Genomic DNA, 21891 nt, shown 5'->3' on the forward strand with positions numbered 1-21891 from the left:
TATACATATCAGAACGTGGAAATAGTTAGAAAGGGTGTGTATCACAGGTTCTTATTGAACTGTGATACACACCCTTTCTGTTTCTTTATATTTTTTAGTGGAGCATTTCAGCGCCGCTGGCCTGTCCAGGCACCGCTGCCATTTACATAATATCCATCAGGAGTCCATGCGTTTGCATACATAACTCCATTGGAAGGATTTAAATAATACCATGTATCATTTACATTCTGCCATCCTGTGGTCATAGCACCTAAACTGTTCATGTAAAACCACTTATTACCATCCAAAAGCCATCCTGTGGCCATAGATCCATCTCCGTATAGATAATACCTGGTACTGCCTTGTTTGAGCCATCCGGTCTGCATTACCCCTGATGAATTAGAATAATACCAGGTATTGTTTATTTTAAACCATCCTCTGACAACCGCTCCACTATCTGTGAAATAGTACCATTTATTTCCCAGAGCAGCCCAACCTGTGGCCATAGAGCCATTTCCGTAAAAATAATATTTGGTATTGCCCTGCTCAAGCCAACCAGTCTGCATTATACCTGATGAATTAGAATAATACCAGATATTGTTTACTTTGAACCATCCTCTGGCAACAGCCCCGCTGTCTGTAAAATAATACCATTTGCTCCCCAATGCTACCCATCCGGTAGCCATGGCACCGCTGCCATACATATAATACTTAGTATTGCCCTGCTTGAGCCATCCGGTCTGCATGACTCCGGCAGAATTGGAATAATACCAGATATTATTTATTTTATACCACCCGACTGCCGCTGCACCGTTGCTGTTGAAGTAATACCATTTATTTCCGGTATATACCCAACCGGTTGCCATGGCACCGTTTCCTGCCAGATAGTATTTGCTTTGGCCTATAGTGTGAAGACCGGTCAGCATTTCACCTGATCCATTGGAATAATACCAGATACCGTTTATCTCGTACCAGCCAGTGAGCATAGCACCCGAATTATCAAGATAATACCATTTTTTATCAACAAAAATCCATCCGGTCATCATGGCGCCGCTGCCGGAGGTATAATAGTATCTGCCGTTTGACTTAATCCACCCTGTCTGCATTTTTCCGTCAGAACTAGAATAATACCATATATTACCCACCGTATACCATCCGGTTTTTGCGCCATATTCAGTGAAATAGTACCAGCTCTTATTGAGGTATACCCAACCGGTGGCCATAGCACCGCTGCTATTAAAATAATACTTTTTGCCATCAATTGTCTGCAGACCTGTAAGCATCTTTCCGGAAGCATCAGAATAGTACCAGATTCCATTTACCCGGTACCACCCTGTGCACATAACGCCATCACCGTTAAAATAATACCATGTATTTCCTTGCTTCATCCACCCGGTCACAATATAACCGGATGCGTTGAAATAATACCATTCTCCATGAATTTGCAGCCAACAACTTGAAGGATAAGTACCATTGCCAAATTGATACCAATAACCCGTTGCATTATGCTGCCAGTTTCCATCTTTAAAATTGGGGATCCATTTTCCTGAAGAATCATAATAATAGCCGTTTACATATTGGTCCTGAGCCATGGCCCCAGTTGATGTATCAAAATAATAATAATATTTCCCTATATTTTTTCGTCCGGTCTGCATCTGGCCATTGGAATCCATGTAATACCATTTTCCACTGACTTTTTGCCAGCCGGTAGTCATATAACCTTTAGAATCCGTATAGTACCATTTACCATTTACAAGTACCCATCCTACGGCCATAGATCCATCCTCTTTTAGATAGGACCATTGACCTGAAGCGTTTTGCAGCCATTTGTTGGTGGAGGCATTGTATGAGTTTTCAAAATAATACCAGTTATCCTTGGAATCTTTTTTCCATCCATTCGTTTTCTTAGGAAAGCCATCATAATAGTATATGTGTCGATAGGGGGATGAGCCTTCAGCAGATGCAACGAATTCCTTGCCCTTTGGTATATTATTACTTAGTCCTTTGTCAAGATTGATTACAATTGCTTTTATATATGGTGCGTACCATGCGGTTGGATAAAGGGCGGTTCCGGATTGTCCTAATTTTAGAAGCGAATCCAGGGTGCCTATATTATTATCGACACTGGAGTTGGATACATAATTATACTTACCTGTCATAATCGCAATGTCCGGACTCAGTGCCTTCAGATAATTATAGGTGTTGGAACCATAAAAGCCATGATGCCCAAGTTTCAACACATCCACATGCCCAAGCCGTTTGGCAAGAGCAGTCTCCGCTCCGATGTAATTGTTAATATCACCAGCCAAAAAGGCAGTCTTTTTAGTTGTCATAGAAGTGACTTTAACTCCAAGGCTGTAATAGTTGGCATCTGGCTGAGGCCGTTTAACACCATAATTCATTATTTCAAGCTTCATGCCATTTTTACCACCCAGCATAAAGACTGGTGTAGAGACAGAACCCACGGTTTTACCTTCAAATATACCACTCTGCGCAGGTGCCGCATAAGTATCGCCATATGCATTATTTGGGTCATCCGGATGATCAGGGTCTACCTGGTCACTGGGAGGAATATCTTCAACGGTCAGATCATCAGAAGAACCATCATCAGAAGAATCAAGGGGTTCGTCTGTTGTTCCGCTTTCTTCCTGGTAAACGCTGAAGAACTGTAAAGTATCCTCAGGAATTATGTTTGCTGATTCAGGAGTGGAAGGATTTTCTGTACTGCAGATAAAATCAAATATATTTTCTTCCTCTAAAGGAGCAAAGGTATATCCCTTGGATTTTGGACTGATCTTGTAAGAGAACGGTGTTTTGGTATCATCATATTTTCTGATGCCTGTAAAGTTATACGTCCAGATACCGTCTCTCCCGGGAACTTCCTGAGCCTCTACGGTGACATCAGCAGGCAGTTTCGTTTCCGGATCTGCAGTTATATAGGATAAAGTCACTTCTATACGTGAGGGTAAAATCGTTGTGCCATCTGTATTGCTGCCTTGTGCTGCAGAGTCTGTATCCTGTGAATCTGTGTCGGTGTCTTGTGGTGCAGCATTTGTGTCCTGTGACTCATTGTCCGTGTCTTCCTGCGATTCCTGAGGAATGTCTTTGGGAACAGAATCCGTGTCTGGTCTTTCTTTTCCCATATTTTGAGAATCGGAATCTGTGTCCTGCATTTCTTTGCCGGCATCTTGAGGAACAGAATCTGGATTCTGTGATTTTGTGTCAGTGTCTTGATTGGAAGCGTCTATATCCTGTGGAGCAGCGCCTATGTTCTGTGCCTCCTTGTCGATGCCTTGAGGGGCATTGTCTGTCTCCTGAGACTCTGTATCTGGATTTTGTGCCGGTGGCAATGTTTCATCTGTATCTTCCGGTCCGGCGGGATTGCTGTCATCTGGGTTTGTAGTATCTTCAGATTCCGGTGGAACCTCTGTGTCTTTATTCATTATAATACTGCCGCTTACAGTCACAGTCTCCGGATAAAGGGGCGCGCTTGTATTGAAAGACTGGATTAATGTGGCGCCTGTGTCCTGCGCTGCCTTCACCATGTGGTCGTAAACATACAAATTATCCCATAAACGGGTACTATCCGTAACATCATTATCAGAATAGGCTTCTATATAAACACGTTTAGGATGAAATGCATATATGATGTCATCGGCTGACCCGATATGATCACTATGAGGATGCGTACCAATGTAGAATTCAAAATTATCCTTTGTGACACCTGCTGCCTGAAGATAGGCAATTACATCCTGTTCAAATCCGTTTCCCTTTACAATACCCGGCCGGCTTGGATAATCTGGTTTGCTTCCGCTTGGATAATCATTGTCTTCTCCAGAATCCACCATGCCGAATTTTCCATTACATTCCAAAAGAATTGCATCTGTATTGTCTGCTAAGGTTAAAAAGTGTATTTTGCTGGTATTATTTGCTGCCCATACAGTCTCCGATTGCGCCGGAGGAACCAGGTCGAGCGTCAGCAATACCATAAAAATCAACAAGAAACATACAGCTTTTTTGAGTTTCCCCTTCATAATTATTACCCTTTCCTTTTCTGCCCTAACTGAATATGTGAATAAGAGGGCCTTTTATATGATTTCAAGCCGTCACTGAAACGGCTGGTTTGCACTAAGCTATTTACCGTTCCGTAATTTGTTTGCCCTATATTTCATAAAAAAAGGGATTAACATATTGATCATATAATAACGTACTTTTGGAACAGGTTTCATAATAAAATTAAAGAATCTCCAGCATACAAAGTATACTTTCCAGCCGTCCTCATAGGGAGTATCTTTCCAATCTGTCATTCCGAGATACTTTTCATAGTATTTTTTATATTTATGTGTATTTCCTGCCCTCCACGGGCGTTCTTCTCCTAGATAATGTATGATGACTGGGTTCTTGATACAGCTGTCAAATTCCTCTTTGGAGAAATATTTTAGCGGACTTACCAGATTGGAGAGAAATTTATATGGATATTGATAGAAAATATTACAGAAATTGTATTTAGGCATTATAGATAATATTTCATCTTTTAAGGCTCCATTTATAGCGTCCTGATCATTTGCAAAGAGATTACCATTATGATCTCTGTAATATTGTATTATTTTTTTGTCAGACTCTTTTTTCCGCCACTTTTCCAAATCTACCAGTAATACTCCGGCATTATGATAAAAATATCCCTTTAGTCCAAGAGCTTCTTTTCGTTTTTTATCTACAGTAGGTTCAATACTCATTCCCAGTGTCTTATCTTTTAGATCCATATGCCACAATTCTTCCAAACTGGAAATGACGATCGTATCACCATCTAAATATAAAATTCTTTTGAGATTTTCCGGCAATATCCGGCCCATGATCAGCCTGGCTAAAACAATTGGATTCCAGCCGGATGTATCAATGTCAAAATCAAAATACTGTTTTATATCTGCTATTTCAATAAAAGTAATATTACGGTTATATTTTTCTGCTAAACGTTTTAGGTTATCTTTGTTTTTTAAAGAAATACCAAAAGACATAATATAAAAAGTGATTTGAGGTTCTTTTGAGTTATTTTCGCAAATTGATGCGATCCCTGCCCCTAATTGTGGTACAAAATTATTATTAACAGTATATAAAAAATTCACTGCTGTCTCCTTTCGTCCGAACACGCATACAGCGGTGCTTTATGTCGCAAACCAATTATAGCATATTTATGAGTGATATGGGATAGTAAAATTTTCTTTATAAATTAAGAATTGATTCTTATGAATAAACAGGGTATAATAATTTTATTTGAGATTGGATGATATGGGAGACAAATATGAAGAAATATGATTATGTCATTGTAGGCAGCGGCCTTTTTGCAGGTGTATTTGCAAAAAGTGCAGTAGAACACAACAAAAGGTGTCTTGTTATAGAAAAAAGACATACAGTTGGTGGTAATCTGTACTGTGAAGAGGTGGAAGGCATTCAAGTACATAAGTATGGAGCCCATATTTTTCATACAAGCAGCCGTAAAGTATGGGATTTTGTAAACAATCTTGTGGAGTTTAACCGGTTTACCAATTCACCGGTTGCTAATTATCGTGGGGAAATCTATAACTTACCTTTTAATATGAATACTTTTAATAAAATGTGGGGGGTTACTACACCGGCAGAGGCACATAAGATAATTGAAACACAGAAGACAGCAGTAACGGGGACACCAAGAAATCTTGAGGAGCAGGCCATAAGTCTGGTAGGTTATGATATATATGAAAAGTTAATAAAAGGGTATACAGAAAAACAGTGGGGTAGGAAATGCTGTGAACTGCCTTCTTTTATTATTAAAAGGATACCTGTAAGATATACTTATGACAATAATTATTTCAATGATTTGTATCAGGGTATTCCTATCGGAGGATATAATATACTGGTTAAAAAGCTATTTTCAGGGTGTGACATAGAAACCGGTGTTGATTTTAATAAAAACAGAGAAAAATACCGGGAACAGGGAGATAAGCTGTTATATACAGGCACCCTTGATTCTTACTATGATTTCATATACGGAGATTTGGAATATAGAAGTCTGCGGTTTGAAACAGATGTTTTGGAACTGGAGAATTATCAGGGGGTTGCCGTTGTTAACTATACTGATAGTGAGGTCCCGTTTACAAGAATCATAGAGCATAAACATTTTGAAAACAGCAGATCAGAAAAAACGGTTATTACCAGAGAATATCCGGCCGTCTGGGAAAAGGGCAAAGAGCCTTACTATCCGGTTAATGACAGCAGAAACCAAGAATTGTATAAAAAGTATGCTAAACTTGCGGAAATAGAAAATAATACACTGTTTGGAGGCAGATTGGCAGAGTATAAATATTACGATATGGATAAAGTAATAGAAGCAGCACTCCGTCTTGCCGGGAAAGAATTTTCCGCTGATAAATAAATATATTGTTTGTTTATAGAAAGGATGGCGTGGTGAAGGACACCATATTTCAGAGCAATTATGGAGAATAAGACATATAATGAGAAAGACCTTAGGAAACTGCAGTTGGTGGAATTGGAAATTTTGAAAGATTTTATAGCCATCTGTGAAAAGCATAAATTGCCTTATTTTGCAACAGGGGGAACAGCTATTGGGGCCCTCCGCCATCAGGGATTTATTCCATGGGATGATGATATTGACGTATGTATGCTGAGAGAAGACTATAATAAATTTATGGAAATAGCGCCTGAAGAAATGGGAGAAAAGTATATCTTCATGTCAACGGATACGGAAAAAAGATATCCTCTCATGTTTGGAAAAATGATCAAAAAAGGGACAAGGTTTATTGAAGATGCATATCAGCAGGGAAATTACCCCTTGGGAATATTTATTGATATTTTTCCTTATGACAGGACATCTGAAAATGAAAAGTTAAGAAAAAAACACCAAAAAAAGACCTGGTTTTGGGCAAGGCTTCAGGTGCTGACTCTGATTCCCAATCCCAATCTTCCTCCTGAGGTTAAGGGGTGGAAGAAAATAGCGGCACAATGGGGTTGTAAGATCCTGCATAATTTGTTTAAGCTGATCCATATAACGCCGCAGATGTGCACGGATAAATATTTGAAATGGGCTGCAAATTGTGAGGACGATTCAGATTTATATATTGATTATTCCTACATATCCGGCGAAAATTTAATGATCCGTACAAAGGATTCTTTCCCTGTAGTGAAATGCAAATTTGAGGACACGGAAGTGGCATTGGTCAAAGACTTTGATGCGTTTCTCCGGCCTGAATATGGGGAGTACATGCAAATGCCGCCGGAAGATGAAAGACACAATCATTATGCCTCATTTATAGATTTTGGAGATGGAGAAACCGGCAATTGAAAAAAAACATGAAAAATGATTACAAAGGCGGAAAAAAATTATCCATGAAACAGAGCATACTTTGGAATTCCTGGGGAAGCATGTTCTATTTGGGATGCCAGTGGCTTTTGACTATTCTGGTGGTGAGAATTTCGGGAGTAGAGGATGCCGGACTTCTCTCCTTAGCTATGTCAGTAAGTAATATATGGTATAGTTTAGCTGTATATGGCATGAGAAATTTTCAGGTCTCTGATACAAATGAGAAGTATTCAAACGGTTTGTATATTTCCAGCAGGATTTTTACTGGAAGTGCAGCTTTGTTTGGGTGTATGGCCTATACGGTGGTATTGTCTTACAGCTTGGAACAAAAAATATGTATCATTATTTATTTTGTCTATAAACTGTCAGAGGCTCTCTTTGATGTTTTTGCCGGAATATATCAAAAATTGTGGCGCCTTGATTATGTAGGAAAGTCCCTTACTATAAGAGGTATTTTGACTTTGGGTACGTTTTCTGCAGCTTTATTCTTATCCGGAAATCTTGCTTTGACGCTCTTTGGAATGACGGTATGCTGTATGTTGTCTGTGTGTTTGTATGATATTCATTTTGCCGGAAAGATAACAAATATACGTGTTAGCTGGGATAAAAAGAAATTAAAAGAATTATTGATTGAATGCTTCCCTCTGGTCGTATATACTATGTTGTCTACAGCGATCGGTACGATTCCCAGATTATTCATAGAGCGATATCTGGGGAATTATAAGCTTGGGATCTATGGTTCTGTAGCTACGCCGACTTTAATTATACAAATGGGCGCCACCTATATCTTTAATCCTTTTGTCACACTTTTTGCTGAGAGGTATCACCAGAAGAATAAAAAAGGTTTTTTGAACGCCTTGGCTTTATGTTCCGCTGCCGTGGCAGGATTGGCCGTAGCAGGAGTGATAGGCGGAAAATTCCTGGGTAAATGGGGACTGCATCTGCTTTTGGGAGAGGAAGTGGCTGCCCATTCAGATTTGTTGATTCCTTTGATCATATGTACAGTGCTGACGGCATTCGCCTGGCTTCTCTGCGGTGTCCTGACCGCGATCAGAGATTTTAAGGGGCTTGTAGCCGCTAATGCTGCAGCAGTTGCAGTCAGCTACATTTCTTCTGCGATTTTAGTCAGAAGATATGATATGCAGGGCGGAAGTGCAGCGCTGGCCCTCGCAACAATTGTGGAAATTATCTTTTTAGCACTGTGTCTGACGAAAAGTGTCCATGATAATTTTACGGTGAATGGGCAGACAGAAAACTCGAAATTAAAGAGAAACGGAGCGGTTAGAAAAGATGAAAGGATATAGAAGAAAAGAACATACTTTTGCTATATGTGCCTATAAAGAAAGTCCATATCTGGAAGAATGTATTCTGTCATTAAAAAAGCAGACCAGAAAAAGCCATATTATAATAGTTACATCAACACCGAATGAATACATAGAGGAACTGAGCCTAAAATACGGCATACCTCTTTTTGTAAACCATGGGGAACACGGAATTACACAGGATTGGAATTTTGCCTATCAATGTGCAGATTCCAGGTATGTTACCATAGCGCATCAGGATGATATTTATCTTGCCGAGTATTGGCAGAGGATTTATGAATATCTCAGACGCTCAAAAAGACCGCTGATTGTTTTTGGAGATTATGGGGAACTGCGGAACGGAAGGCCTGTACTCAATAACCGGCTGTTGAGGATCAAACGGTTTATGCTGATGCCGTTGAGATTCAAGGTGTTCTGGAGATCTAAGTTTGTAAGACGGAGAATTTTGTCCCTGGGGTGTCCTATTTGTTGTCCTTCTGTGACCTTTGTAAAAGAGAACTTGCATGAGCCTGTCTTTAAAGCAGGGTTCCGCAGTGCGGAAGACTGGGAGGCGTGGGAAAAACTTTCCAAAGAGAAAGGCAGTTTTGTGTATGTAAATAAAATTTTGATGTACCATAGAATCCATGAGGATTCAGAAACCAGTATTATTCTTGGTGATGATGCGAGAAAAAGAGAAGATTTCATTATGTTTAGGAAATTTTGGCCCGAACCAATTGCCAGAATACTTGTAAAGCTGTATAGTTCAAGTGAAAAATCCAATAATCTATAAATAATGAATCAGACAAGATAAAAGGAAAACGTATGAAGAAATTAATCATTATACCTGCTTACAATGAAGAGGCATGCATAGAGAAGACAGTTGAGAATATTAAGAAAGCTGCACCATCATTTGACTATATTATTATAAATGACTGTTCCAAAGACAATACGAAAGAGATATGTGAAAAAAATCAATTTCATTATATTAATCTCTCTGTTAATCTGGGAATAGGAGGGGCGGTGCAAACTGGTTATATCTATGCCCTTGAGAACCATTATGATGTGGCTGTACAGGTAGACGGCGACGGACAGCATGATGCGGCTTTTTTAAATGAAATGGCAGCGTTTATGGAAAAACATCAGGCGAATATGGTGATTGGATCCAGATTTATTGAGAAAAAAGGATTTCAGTCATCTGGTCTCAGAAGAATGGGGATTAAGTTTTTTACGTGGCTTATCAAGATTCTTACGGGAAGGGGCATCACAGACCCTACATCAGGCCTTCGCATGGTAGACAGGGAGATCATTCAGATATTTGCTGAAAACTACCCCAAGGATTATCCGGAGCCGGAGACAGTGGTGGCTGTCATCAGAAAAAACATGAAGGTAAAAGAAATTCCTGTTGTCATGAAGGAGAGGCAGGGAGGTGTTTCCTCAATTTCTCCTAAAAAATCGGTATACTACATGATTAAGGTAAGCCTTGCAATAATTATAGAATGTCTTCGATAGAGGTGAAGTATGAATATAAGAACACAAATTATAGTTGCCGTTATTGTGTTGGCTGCGTTTGCTTATCTGATCGGCAAGATAAGAAAGAATAAATTGGAATTAAAATATGCGTTATCCTGGATCGTAATGGGAGCTTTAATTTTACTGCTGGATTTTTTTCCGGGAATTATTGCAAAATTAGCCGATATCTGCGGGATTGGAATGCCTATAAATATGATTTTCTTTTTGGGTTTCTGCTTTCTGCTGGCATTGACATTCACTTTGAGCGTACTGGTATCCGGTTTGTCTCAAAAGACTAAGGTGTTGACACAGAGAATCGCTATTCTGGAAGAAGTTATATCCAGAGAACGTCATGGGCAAACAGTTGTAAAGGAGATTGAATTGCACAAAGAAAAGGATGTATCAGACAATGACAGAGAGAGTTAGGGCGAAAATTTGTTGGTGGAAAAAACTGCTGATCGTTTTGATCAGTGCAATACTGGCTGGCTTTATTGTGGAGGGGATATTGCAGTTTTGCGAGGCGGGAAAAAGCCATGTGTCCCAAGTGGTCAGTCTTCAGGATATACAGGTTAAGAATGGGGATAAGATGGAAAATCTCTATGTTATGAAGGAGCATGGAGAGATAAAAATTGATGTTTCCGGAATGTATATTAATAAATTTCAGTATTATTATACAGCAGAAAAGAATTTTCAGGCTGAAATTATTGTAGAAACCCCTAATTTGTATGGGAATTGGGAGAAACAGAAAATTCAAGATCCCTGCCGCAGCAATTTAAATAATTCCTTTGTCAACATTAAAAATAATGTCAAGTCCATTACGATACGGCTGCCAGAGGGGGTAACAGTTGGGGATTTTACAGTTAACAATGCAAAGGATTCCAATGGATACAGAATTTTGTATATTTGTGTTTTTGTTGGAGTGTTCCTATCTTTTCTTTTATTTAAAAAAGAGATAGGCAAACGTGTGGAGCTGGGTTTTCTCCTGTTCTCCATGACAATAGGGATGCTTTTTATAGCTCTCCAGCCGCCTCAGTTTACAAGCTGGGATGAACATATACACTTTTATCATGTATTTGACTTCTTTGAAGGAAAACATGTGGAGTGGAACCAGGCAGAATATTATGCGTACATTAATCCGGAATCCAAGAAAAAAGTGGCTTTTACTTCCAAGGAGGAAAAAGCTCTGCAGATTCAGTATTTTAATGAACATACCCAGGACAGCGGATATTCTTATGAAAAAAGTAGTTTTACTGTCAGCCAATTAGGATATCTTCATATGGCTATTGTAGTGGCAGCCGGGAATCTTATAGGACTTCCTTTTTATGTGGTATATTTGTTGGGGAAAGCTGCTAACTTATTGCTGTATTGTATCCTTATGTTTTTTGCTATAAAAAGCATCCCTATAGCTAAGCATTTATTAGCAGCTCTGGCTTTGATGCCTGCACCTATGGTTCTAGCAACAGCGTATTCTTATGATGTGGTTTTAATTGGTTTCTTAACTTTGGGCATGGCGCTGTTAGTCAGAGAATTTTATTATCCGGATAAAAAAATCAGCAGAGGAATGCTGGTTTGTATTCCATTCTTCTTTTTATATGGGAGCTGTCCAAAGGCTATTTATATACCGCTGGTGCTTAGCGCGGTGTTTTTGCCACAGAAAAAGTTTAAGAATAAAAGACAGTGCTGGATATGGAAATCTGCGATTATTTTAACCTGTATTTTGCTAATGCTGACTTTCCTGGTACCTACAGCAGGCAATACCATGGCTTCTGATGTCAGAGGGGGAGATACGGATGTAGGACGCCAGATTCAAGTGATACTTGGACATCCCTGGGCATATATACAGATTTTATTTGAAAATATCAAGAATACATTTAACAGTTATATGATGGGGATAGAAAGTATCTCTACTATGGCGTATGAAGGCATTTTTGAGTTTTATATGGTGGTGACTGCTCTTGTGCTTGGAGTAGCCTGTACAGAACCCAGAAAAGTCATGAACGGAACGACTAAGAGGTCAATGAATATATTTAAAATAAGCATACTGCCTCTTGCTGCCGGTGTACTGGTTCTCATATGGACTGCTATGTATCTGGCATTTACAGAAGTTGGTGAGGTAGTCATTAAAGGCGTACAGGGTAGATATTATATTCCACTGTTACTTCCATTACTTATGGTTTTTTATACTGACAAGATTCATACAAAATGGAAAGAAGAGAATTATAATCTTGTTATGTTTATGATAGTTCTTCTTATCTGGCATTTGGCCCTGTATTCAAGATTTTTGATTCCATATTGCAGTTAGCTCTGGTTCCATGCAGCTGGTTGAAGAGCAGATTTCTCTTATAATATTGAAATTCTGCTTATATGATGGTATAGTATACAGGGTCAGGAGGAAGCCTTCGTGGAAAAGATAAGGTGTTTACTTATAATATTACCGGGCATGTATGCAGAAAAATAAAATCATACAGCAGTATCCAAAGGATACTGCTGGTTTGCGTATAAGGAGATTTTTATAAAAATGATAATGTTAAAAAAAAGTTGTCCCTTTTTGTTTCTTTTGGTATCGTTAGTATTAAGTATGAGCATGATGACAGTAAATGCAGCCGCAGCAGTAAGCAATGGTACGGTTTATCCGGTTGAATCCAACAACATACAGGGATGGCCTGCAGGACCGGAAGTGGCATGTGAAACGGCAGTATTGATGGAGGCAGATAATGGAAATATCCTCTACAGCAAAGGAGGAGATGAACTTCGTTATCCTGCCAGTATCACGAAAATAATGACAGCATTACTGGCAATTGAAAATCTGCAGCTTGACACACAGGTGACATTTTCAGAAAACAGTGTGGCATCCGAACAGGTAGCCGGCAGCAGTACGCTTCATATGCAGGTCGGAGAAGTGATAACTGTAGAAGATTGTCTGTATGGACTGATCATTCAGTCAGCCAATGAGATCGCGATCCAGCTGGCAGAGCAGGTATCGGGATCAGAAGCAGCTTTTGCAGAGCTTATGAATCAAAGAGCAGCAGAGATAGGCTGCAAAAGCACAAATTTTGTCAATGCCAGCGGGCTGCCGGATGAAAACCATTATACAACAGCTTATGATATGGCGTTGATCTGCAGAGAGGCCTTAAAAAATCAAACGTTTCGCACAGTGATCCAGACAGAAAACTACGTGATTCCGCCTACAAATTTGTCTGCAGGTGCCAGGGAACTGCATACGCACCACCCGCTATTGGCATCAGAATCTGCAGAATACTATGAAGGATGCCTGGGAGGAAAATCCGGCAGTACAGAAGCAGCAGGAAAGACGTTGGTAACGGCGGCAGAAAGGAAAGGGATTACCCTTATTGCTGTGGTAATGAAGGGAGCAGATATGGGTCCTAACTGCCAGGATACCACGAATCTTCTGAACTATGGGTTTGATAATTTTAAAAAGATTGATTTGAATCAGGGGTTTGTATTAGTTCCGTCAAATGTGAGAATGGAAGAGCTTCAGTGTGAAGAAAACGTGCAGCAGGATGGAAGCGTTTTGTTAAACTACAGTTATTCTGGACAGCCTGTGGGAAGTGCATATAAGGAAGAAGAAAAACCACAGGAAGAAATGAAAGAAAAACCAACTGCTGAAAAAGGTGTATCTGAGTCAAATGATGAAAACACACAGCAGCAGGATAAGAACAATAGAAGTCAATCTCATTCTTTAATGGATGCACTTTTAATATTGCTGGCAGTTCTGATCGCAGTGCTTGTAATCCTCATTGTCCTGCTTACAAAAAAAGATAGAAGAAAAAATAAGAGAAGAAAGAAAAAAAGATAACAGGTTAATAATGAAAATTAAAATAAATAAAAGTGAGGAAAAAGTTATGGGAAAAATAACAGTAGAAACATGTGAGATTGATGGTTTAAAAGTAATTACGCCGGCTGTGTTTGGCGATGAGCGCGGTTATTTTATGGAAACATATAATTACAATGATTACAAAGCTGCAGGCATTGATATGGAATTTGTACAGGACAACCAATCCAGCTCAAAAAAAGGCGTATTAAGAGGTCTTCATTTCCAGATTCATTATCCGCAGGACAAGTTAGTACGTGTTGTAAGCGGGGAAGTATTTGATGTGGCTGTTGATTTGCGTCCGGGATCCAAGACATTTGGAAAATGGTATGGTGTGGTTTTGTCAGCAGAAAATAAAAAACAGTTTTTTATACCTAAAAATTTTGCACATGGTTTTGTGGTTCTTTCCGAACATGCGGAATTTGCATATAAATGTACGGATTTCTACCATCCTAATGATGAGGGCGGATTAAAATGGAATGACCCGGATATTGGAGTTGAATGGCCGATACCTCAGGGAATGACGGAAAAAGATTTGACCATTTCTGAAAAAGATCATAATTGGAGCGGAATTAAAGAGTATATGGAAAGCAAATAAACAGGAGCAGAATATGAAAGAAAAAATATTAGGGTTACCGCTGGAGCTATATCATAATAAAGGACTTATATTGTCATTGTCTAAAAATGATTTTAAGACAAAATATGCAGGTTCTTATCTGGGCATTGTATGGGCATTCATTCAGCCGATTGTTACGATCATGGTATACTGGTTTGTATTTACCGTTGGACTGAAGGCCGGTGATATGGCGGAATATCCATTTGTTCTTTATCTGATTTCGGGAATTGTTCCCTGGTTCTTTTTCCAGGATGCGCTGAATGGTGGAACTAATGCATTGATGGAGTATAATTATCTGGTTAAGAAAGTGGTTTTCAAAATCAGTATTCTTCCTATTGTGAAGGTGTTTTCAGCTTTATTTGTGCATGTGTTTTTTGTGGCATTTGCGCTTGTTATTTGTTCAGTAAATGGGTTTACACCTAATCTATATACACTGCAGATTATTTATTATACGGGCTGCACATTTGTGTTCGCATTGGCTCTTGTCTATGCTACCAGTGCCATTGTGGTATTTTTCCGGGATTTGACACAGATAATTAATATTATTCTTCAGGTAGGTGTGTGGATGACACCTATTATGTGGGATTTAAATATGCTGAGTGGGCATCCCATGCTGATGAAAGCATTTAAGCTGAACCCCATGTATTATATTGTATCCGGATATAGAGACTCCATATTAGGACAGACCGGACTTGCTGCTCATTGGAAATGGGGAATCTATTTCTGGGTTGTGACGATTATAATATTTGCCTTTGGTTCTGTAATATTCAAACGTCTGAAACCACATTTTGCAGATGTATTGTAAGGAGAAAATTGCATGTCAGATAATATCATAGCAGTGGAGCATCTTAGTAAGATGTATAAATTATACGACAAACCTATGGACCGGTTGAAAGAGTCACTGGGGTTGTCAAGAAAAAAGAAATATAAAGAGCACTATGCTTTACAGGATGTATCCTTCCAGGTTAGCAAGGGGGAAACGGTTGGAATTATCGGTACAAATGGTTCCGGAAAATCCACTATATTAAAAATTATTACTGGAGTTTTAAATCCTACAAACGGTAGTGTAAGGGTGAATGGCAGGATTTCTGCCCTATTGGAGTTAGGCGCGGGATTCAACATGGAATATTCCGGACTTGAGAATGTTTATTTGAATGGCACGATGATTGGCTTTTCCAGAGAAGAAATTGATGCTAAACTAGAGGATATCCTCAATTTTGCTGATATTGGTGAATTTATTCATCAGCCTGTGAAGACTTATTCCAGCGGTATGTTTGTGAGGCTTGCGTTTGCGGTTGCCATTAATATTGAACCTGAAATCCTCATAGTAGATGAGGCATTATCGGTAGGGGATGTTTTTTTTCAGGCGAAATGCTATAGGAAGTTTGAAGAATTCAAGAAGATGGGACGTACCATCCTGTTTGTAAGCCATGATTTGGGAAGTATCAGCAAATATTGTGACAGAGTGGTTCTTCTTAACAAAGGGAATAAAGTGGCAGAAGGAAGACCGAAAGAGATGGTTGACCTGTATAAAAAGATTCTGGTAGGTCAGGATGTATCTGTCATAGAAGAGATAGAGGAAGAATCTGATAAGATACTGCAGGAAAAGGAAATGGACTATGAGCATGATATTGAAGTATGGAAAAAGTATATGCTTATTAATCCGGATCTGCAGAGCTATGGAGACGGCAGAGCAGAGATTATTGACTTCGGTATCTTTGACGAGGAAGGTAAAATCACCAATACAGTATATAAAATGCAGTATTTTACTCTGCGAATGAAGATAAAATTTAACAGTAAGATTATAAATCCTATTTTTGCTTTCAGCCTCAAGGACTTAAAAGGAACAGAACTGACAGGAACGAATACGGTTATTGAAAAGGCAGAAACCGGGATCGTTCTGGAGGGAGAGGTGGCTGAGATTTCCTTTACCCAGAAAATGAGATTACAGGGTGGGCAATATCTGCTGCAGTTGGGATGTACAGGCTTTGAGGGGAATGATGATTTTGTTGTATACCATCGTTTATATGACATTTGCTGTATTCAGGTGATTGCTGATAAGACAACAGTAGGTTATTTTGATATGGATACCCGGGTAAATTATGCAAAAGGAGCAGTTCATGAATAGTAGTGGAGAAAACATTAAATTTTCTGTTTTAATTCCGGTATATAACGTGGAAATACACTGGCTTCAGAGAGCGATCGAATCTGTTGCAAACCAGGTGTATGGAAACTGGGAATTGTGTCTTGTGGATGATTGTTCTACGGATCACAGGGTGAGAGAGTATTTGTCTGGTATTCGTGATAAGAGAATAAAGGTAAAGCTTCTTGAAAAAAACAGCGGCATTTCAGCAGCAACTAATGAGGCGGCAGTCCTTGCAGATGGTGATTATCTGGTCTTAATGGATAATGACGATGAGATTGCTGAAAATGCACTTCTGGAATTTTCGGATGTTATTAAAAATACTGGAGCGGATATTTTATACAGTGATCAGGACATCGTTGACGCAGAAGGAAACCATAGGGATCCTTTCTGTAAGCCGGATTGGTCACCGGAATTGCTGTTAAGTCAGATGTATATAGGCCATTTACTTGGTTTTAAACGGAGTCTTTTTGAAAAAGCAGGGGGATTTCGTTCAGAATTTAATGGAAGCCAGGATTATGATCTGATGCTCCGTATGTCTGAAATCACAGATAATATTGTTCATATACCGAAAATATTGTATTCCTGGCGGGCAATCCCTTCTTCAACTGCCAATAATCCAGAGTCTAAGCCATATGCGCAGGTTGTGGGATTGAAAGCTGTACAGGAGCATTTAGACCGTGTTTATGGGAAGGAAGCTGCCAAAGCATATGAGACAGAGAATTATTTTGTATATGATGTGAGGTATTGTCTGAAAGAACATCCACTGGTATCTGTAATTATTCCTACGAAAGATCATGCCCTGCTTTTGGAAAAGGCAGTGCAGAGTATCCTGCGGTTTACCAGGTATGACAGATATGAGATAATTATATTGGATAATAATTCAGAAGAGGCAGAGACCTTTGCATATTTTAAAGATGTTGCTGAGAAAAACCAAAATGTTCATGTTGTGACGGCTGCATTTGAGTTTAATTGGTCAAAACTGAATAATTTTGGAATGAAGCATGCAGATGGAGACATCTATATATTCCTGAATAATGATGTGGAAATCAGCAGCAGTGAATGGATGTACCGGCTAGTGGAGAAAGTGGTACAGCCGGATATAGGTGTAGCAGGGGCTCTTTTGTTATATGAAGATAATACGATTCAGCATGCCGGGGTAATTGCGGGCATGGGTGGTTGGGGAGATCATGTTTATAAGGGAATGTCCCCGGTTCATTATGGTTCTCCTTTTGTATCGCCCATGGTAACCAGAAATGTTACTGCGGTTACGGGTGCGTGTATGGCAGTGTCTAAGAAAACCATTGAAAAGATTGGTCCATTTGATGAACGCTTTTTGATATGCGGAAGTGATGTAGAACTGTGTATAAGAGCATTGCAAAAAGGATACCGGAATGTATATGATCCCTATGTAAGACTTTACCATTTTGAGTCAAAAACCAGGGATTCCTATATTCCTGAGGTGGATTTTGAGATGTCACGGAACATGTATGCCCCATATCTGGCAGAAGGAGATCCTTATTATAACATTCAATTAGATACGTTTAGTTGTATACCTAAATTGAAAGCTGAGGCAAAAGAAAAAAGTGTGGAGGAGACAATAGTGGATGAATATCTCCACGGGGATTATGAGGAAGGTATTTTTAACAGTCAGGAAATTGATACTCATATAGCGGAGATAAATCCTTATATATTCCGGCAGTCTGCGCACAAAAATAAAAGAATCAATATTCTTTTGCCTTCTATAAATCCGGAGCATGTTTTCGGTGGTATTTCTACTGCCCTTAAATTTTTTGAAAAGCTGGCTGAAAGTACGGGATTCGACAAAAGGATAGTCCTGGTAGATGCAGTTCCCTCTGTGGCAGCCATTCAGGCATATGAAAAAAACTATACGTTTGTAAAATGGGAAGAAGACAGCCAGGCGAAAGCCCAGATTATTCCGTACAGTGAACGGAACGGATGGACGCTTCCGGTATCAGAGAATGATTATTTTATGTTCACAGGCTGGTGGACAGCGCATTGTGCACAGGAAGCCTATGAAGAGTTCGAGAGGAAGACTGGAATAAAACCCAGACCGTTTATTAATTTTATTCAGGATTATGAGCCGGGATTTTATGCCTGGTCCACAAGATATCTTTTGGCAGACGCAACCTATAAGCACCCCTATCCTCAGATCGCAGTCTTTAATACAAAATTGCTGCAGGACTATTTTCATTGGCAGGGATACAAATTTTATAAGGAGTTTGCTTTTGATCCGGTGCTAAATACAGTGCTGAAGGAAAAACTGTATGCTATGAACAGCAACATGAAAAAGAAGAAACAGATTTTGATATACGGTCGTCCGGGAACAGAAAGAAATGCTTTTAAACTGATAGTTGCCGCACTGCGTAAATGGATTGGAATACAGGAAGATGCAGTAGAATGGAATATTATATCAGCAGGAGAGATGCACCCCAAAGTATATCTGGGAAAAGGGAAATATTTGAATTCTGCAGGGAAATTAACTTTGGATGAATATGCACAAGTGCTTCAGGAGTCTTATGCAGGTATATCTCTTATGGCATCTCCTCACCCCAGTTATCCACCTCTGGAGATGTCGGTTTTTGGAATTAAAGTTATTACAAATACATTTGCCAATAAAGATTTGAAAACTTTTAATGACTTTATTGTATCTTTAAATAACATCAGTCCAAACCATATTGCTAAAAAATTAAATGAAATTTGCAACGATTACCGTATTATAGTAGAGAACAGGATCGTGAATAAAGATTACTGCGAAAATGACAGTGTGTTCAGCTTTATAAATGAGATAAAGGAAATGCTGTAATAATGCCGGAGGAGGGAGTTTCAATGGTTGAGGAGATTGGAAAAGTAAAATTAAATTATGAGTTTTACAGGGGAACAGATGCATATAGCGATGGTGAGATAGAGAATGATCTGCTGAGCCTTGTGAAAGAAGAGGAAAATGTGGACCGTATTCTTCAAAAGGATAACAGGTGGCCTGTCTTATATCATTTGTCTCCGGTGAGGCAAAATATATTAGAATGGTATCCTTTTACTAAAAAAGACAGTGTACTGGAAGTAGGAGCCGGATGCGGTGCAATTAGCGGAGTATTGTCACGTCTGGCAGGCAAAGTGACCTGTATCGAATTGTCAAAAAGAAGGTCATTGATCAATGCCTACAGAAACAAAAATTGTGAAAATATGGAGATAATGGTTGGGAATTTCAATGATATCAAATTAGAAGAGAAATTTGACTATATTACCCTGATTGGCGTTTTTGAATATGCAGGATATTATACAGATGCAGAGGAACCGTTTCCTGCATTTCTACAGAATCTGAAGCAGATGCTGAAACCGGGTGGCCATATTTTAATTGCCATTGAAAACAAATTCGGTCTGAAGTACTGGGCAGGAGCCAGAGAGGATCATACGGGACAGCTTTTTGACGGTATAGAGGGGTATCATAAGACAGATAGCTGTGTCAGAACATTTTCTAAAAAGGAGATAACATCTATTATATACCAGGCCGGGTTTGATAAAATGAATTTTTACTACCCATTTCCCGATTATAAATTTCCCGTTCAGATTTTCTCGGATGATTATCTTCCGAAAGCGGAAGAACTGGCCTGTGGTAAGGACAGCTTTGACAATACCAGATGGATACTGTTTGATGAAACGGCAGTCAGCCAGCAATTGGCAAAGGACGGCAGTTTTGAATTTTTTGCCAATTCATTTATGATTGAAGCGGAATAGAAGGAGTGCCAAAGTGAAAAAAATATATTCCAAATTTACAAAAGAGCGTGATAGAAGATTCCAGATAGAGACTGCAATATATGTGACAGAGAACGGCAAAAAAGCAATTAGTAAAAGAGCTCTTCTTCCGGAAGGACAGAAACATATTGATAATATGTATCAGAATTATCAATACTTTAAGGAACAGGGAATAAGTCTTCTGACGCCCTGCAGGATGGAGCACAAGGCTGTCTTTTTTGATTTTGTTACGGGGGACAGTTATTATACACAAATTCTGCAGGCACTTGAGGATAAAGATCAGAATCGTCTGCAGTTTGTTCTGGAAAAATATAAAGATATTTTTGAAACAATGTATCCTGCACAGACCTCGTTTGAAAAAACAGAAAGTTTTGTTTCGGTTTTTGGTGATATAGATATACCATCTGGGATGTCTGCAGTTAAAAAGTTGAATATTGATTTGACATTTGATAACTTAGTGGAAAACGGAGAAAATACTATTATACTGGATTATGAATGGATTTTTGATTTTCTGGTACCGGTCAAATTTTCAATATACAGGGCCCTCTTTGCTATTGCTTTGAAGCACAAAGCAGTTCTTAACAAATTAATGACAGAGGATGAGCTGTTTGAATATTTTAATATAAGCAAAGAAGAACGTAAAATATTTGCGCAAATGAATGATGGGTTTATGTTCTATGTGGAGGGAAAAGATTACTCTTATTCCAGAACCTTAAATCAGTATAAACAGGAAGTGTATTATTTTGATGAAGAGATGAAGACAGAATCTTCATATGCCCAGATATATCTCGACAGAGGAATGGGGTATTCAGAGGAAAACAGCAGGATGTTTCCTATCTTAAAAGGGCAAAGGGAAGTTGAGTTGGAGATGACTTTAAATCCGCTTCACATGCCCAGGGAAATCCGTATAGACCCACTAAATACATCTGTGATGATCCGATTGATTTATATGGAGGCGGATACAACAGAAGGTATAAGAAAAATAACAATAGAACAGACAGAACAGAATGCAAATACATGTGCGGGGAATGATCTGGTATTTAAAAGTAGTGACCCCCAGATTCTCCTGCGTGTTTTAGAGGGAGAACAATGGACAAGCATCAGAATCAAATATGAAATCTTATTCTCCGAACTGAAAAATGCAGAGCCTTACTTGCAGCTCTGTAAAAAAAGAGAAGAAGAATTAAAAGAAAAGATTGAAGAGCAGGGACAATTACTTCATGCGAGTGCAAAACGATTTGTAGAATTGGAGGAACTTTTGCAGCTCTATAAAGATAAATTGAATTATATAGAAAATACCCGGGCATATCGCTCCCTGCTTAAGCAGAAAGTAGAACAGATTCATCTTTGGGATAAGCTAAAGGAACAGGACAACTAAAGGAG

Annotated in this window: 16 protein-coding genes; 14 read left to right on the forward strand and 2 right to left on the reverse strand. The window is 39.1% G+C overall.

Annotation, left to right across the window (positions count from 1 at the left end; translation table 11 throughout):
- Positions 1 to 107: 107 nt before the first annotated feature.
- Both A4V09_RS02405 and A4V09_RS02410 read right to left on the reverse strand, forming a co-directional pair.
- The gene (locus tag A4V09_RS02405; RefSeq protein ID WP_065540934.1) at positions 108 to 4013 is read right to left on the reverse strand and encodes a hypothetical protein; all 3906 of its coding nucleotides are present in this window, start codon (positions 4011 to 4013) and stop codon (positions 108 to 110) included.
- A gap of 99 nt (positions 4014 to 4112) precedes the next feature.
- Entirely contained in the window at positions 4113 to 5102 is a 990-nt protein-coding gene (locus A4V09_RS02410) for a glycosyltransferase family 8 protein (RefSeq protein WP_065540935.1), read from the reverse strand.
- A gap of 176 nt (positions 5103 to 5278) precedes the next feature.
- Here A4V09_RS02410 and glf point away from each other — a divergent pair, with 176 nt between their 5' ends.
- From glf to A4V09_RS02480, 14 genes are all read left to right on the forward strand, one after another.
- The gene (glf, locus tag A4V09_RS02415; protein WP_065540936.1) at positions 5279 to 6388 is read left to right on the forward strand and encodes a UDP-galactopyranose mutase; all 1110 of its coding nucleotides are present in this window, start codon (positions 5279 to 5281) and stop codon (positions 6386 to 6388) included.
- A gap of 60 nt (positions 6389 to 6448) precedes the next feature.
- Positions 6449 to 7315 carry a LicD family protein gene (locus A4V09_RS02420; protein ID WP_065540937.1) on the forward strand — a complete coding sequence of 289 codons (867 nt, stop codon included), beginning with the start codon at positions 6449 to 6451 and terminating at the stop codon, positions 7313 to 7315.
- Positions 7312 to 8637: a lipopolysaccharide biosynthesis protein gene (locus A4V09_RS02425; RefSeq protein WP_065540938.1), complete on the forward strand. Its 1326-nt coding sequence runs from the start codon at positions 7312 to 7314 to the stop codon at positions 8635 to 8637. The genes A4V09_RS02420 and A4V09_RS02425 overlap by 4 nt, the downstream gene beginning before the upstream one ends.
- The gene (locus A4V09_RS02430) at positions 8624 to 9424 is read left to right on the forward strand and encodes a glycosyltransferase family 2 protein (protein WP_065540939.1); all 801 of its coding nucleotides are present in this window, start codon (positions 8624 to 8626) and stop codon (positions 9422 to 9424) included. Before A4V09_RS02425 ends, A4V09_RS02430 begins: the two co-directional genes overlap by 14 nt.
- A 32-nt stretch (positions 9425 to 9456) precedes the next feature.
- Positions 9457 to 10143, forward strand: coding sequence for a glycosyltransferase family 2 protein (locus tag A4V09_RS02435; RefSeq protein WP_065540940.1), 687 nt, complete (start codon positions 9457 to 9459; stop codon positions 10141 to 10143).
- Between the two features lie 9 nt (positions 10144 to 10152).
- A complete protein-coding gene (locus A4V09_RS02440; RefSeq protein ID WP_065540941.1) occupies positions 10153 to 10569 on the forward strand; it encodes a DUF2304 domain-containing protein in 417 nt (138 codons plus the stop codon).
- On the forward strand, positions 10553 to 12445 hold the full coding sequence (locus A4V09_RS02445; protein WP_065540942.1) for a DUF2142 domain-containing protein: 1893 nt from the start codon (positions 10553 to 10555) through the stop codon (positions 12443 to 12445). Before A4V09_RS02440 ends, A4V09_RS02445 begins: the two co-directional genes overlap by 17 nt.
- A gap of 216 nt (positions 12446 to 12661) precedes the next feature.
- Positions 12662 to 13960: a D-alanyl-D-alanine carboxypeptidase family protein gene (locus A4V09_RS02450; RefSeq protein ID WP_084043404.1), complete on the forward strand. Its 1299-nt coding sequence runs from the start codon at positions 12662 to 12664 to the stop codon at positions 13958 to 13960.
- Positions 13961 to 14006: 46 nt separating this feature from the next.
- A complete protein-coding gene (gene rfbC / locus A4V09_RS02455) occupies positions 14007 to 14573 on the forward strand; it encodes a dTDP-4-dehydrorhamnose 3,5-epimerase (RefSeq protein WP_065544595.1) in 567 nt (188 codons plus the stop codon).
- Between the two features lie 13 nt (positions 14574 to 14586).
- Entirely contained in the window at positions 14587 to 15396 is an 810-nt protein-coding gene (locus tag A4V09_RS02460; RefSeq protein ID WP_065540943.1) for an ABC transporter permease, read from the forward strand.
- 12 nt (positions 15397 to 15408) lie between these two features.
- The gene (locus A4V09_RS02465) at positions 15409 to 16719 is read left to right on the forward strand and encodes an ABC transporter ATP-binding protein (protein ID WP_065540944.1); all 1311 of its coding nucleotides are present in this window, start codon (positions 15409 to 15411) and stop codon (positions 16717 to 16719) included.
- On the forward strand, positions 16712 to 19561 hold the full coding sequence (locus A4V09_RS02470; RefSeq protein WP_065540945.1) for a glycosyltransferase family 2 protein: 2850 nt from the start codon (positions 16712 to 16714) through the stop codon (positions 19559 to 19561). The genes A4V09_RS02465 and A4V09_RS02470 overlap by 8 nt, the downstream gene beginning before the upstream one ends.
- A gap of 23 nt (positions 19562 to 19584) precedes the next feature.
- Positions 19585 to 20490 carry a class I SAM-dependent methyltransferase gene (locus A4V09_RS02475; RefSeq protein ID WP_065540946.1) on the forward strand — a complete coding sequence of 302 codons (906 nt, stop codon included), beginning with the start codon at positions 19585 to 19587 and terminating at the stop codon, positions 20488 to 20490.
- A gap of 13 nt (positions 20491 to 20503) precedes the next feature.
- Positions 20504 to 21886 (forward strand): hypothetical protein, encoded by a 1383-nt coding sequence (locus tag A4V09_RS02480; protein ID WP_065540947.1) that lies wholly within the window; start codon positions 20504 to 20506, stop codon positions 21884 to 21886.
- Positions 21887 to 21891 lie beyond the last annotated feature (5 nt).

Source organism: Blautia pseudococcoides, assembly GCF_001689125.2.
In the GTDB taxonomy this organism is placed as follows: domain Bacteria; phylum Bacillota; class Clostridia; order Lachnospirales; family Lachnospiraceae; genus Blautia; species Blautia pseudococcoides.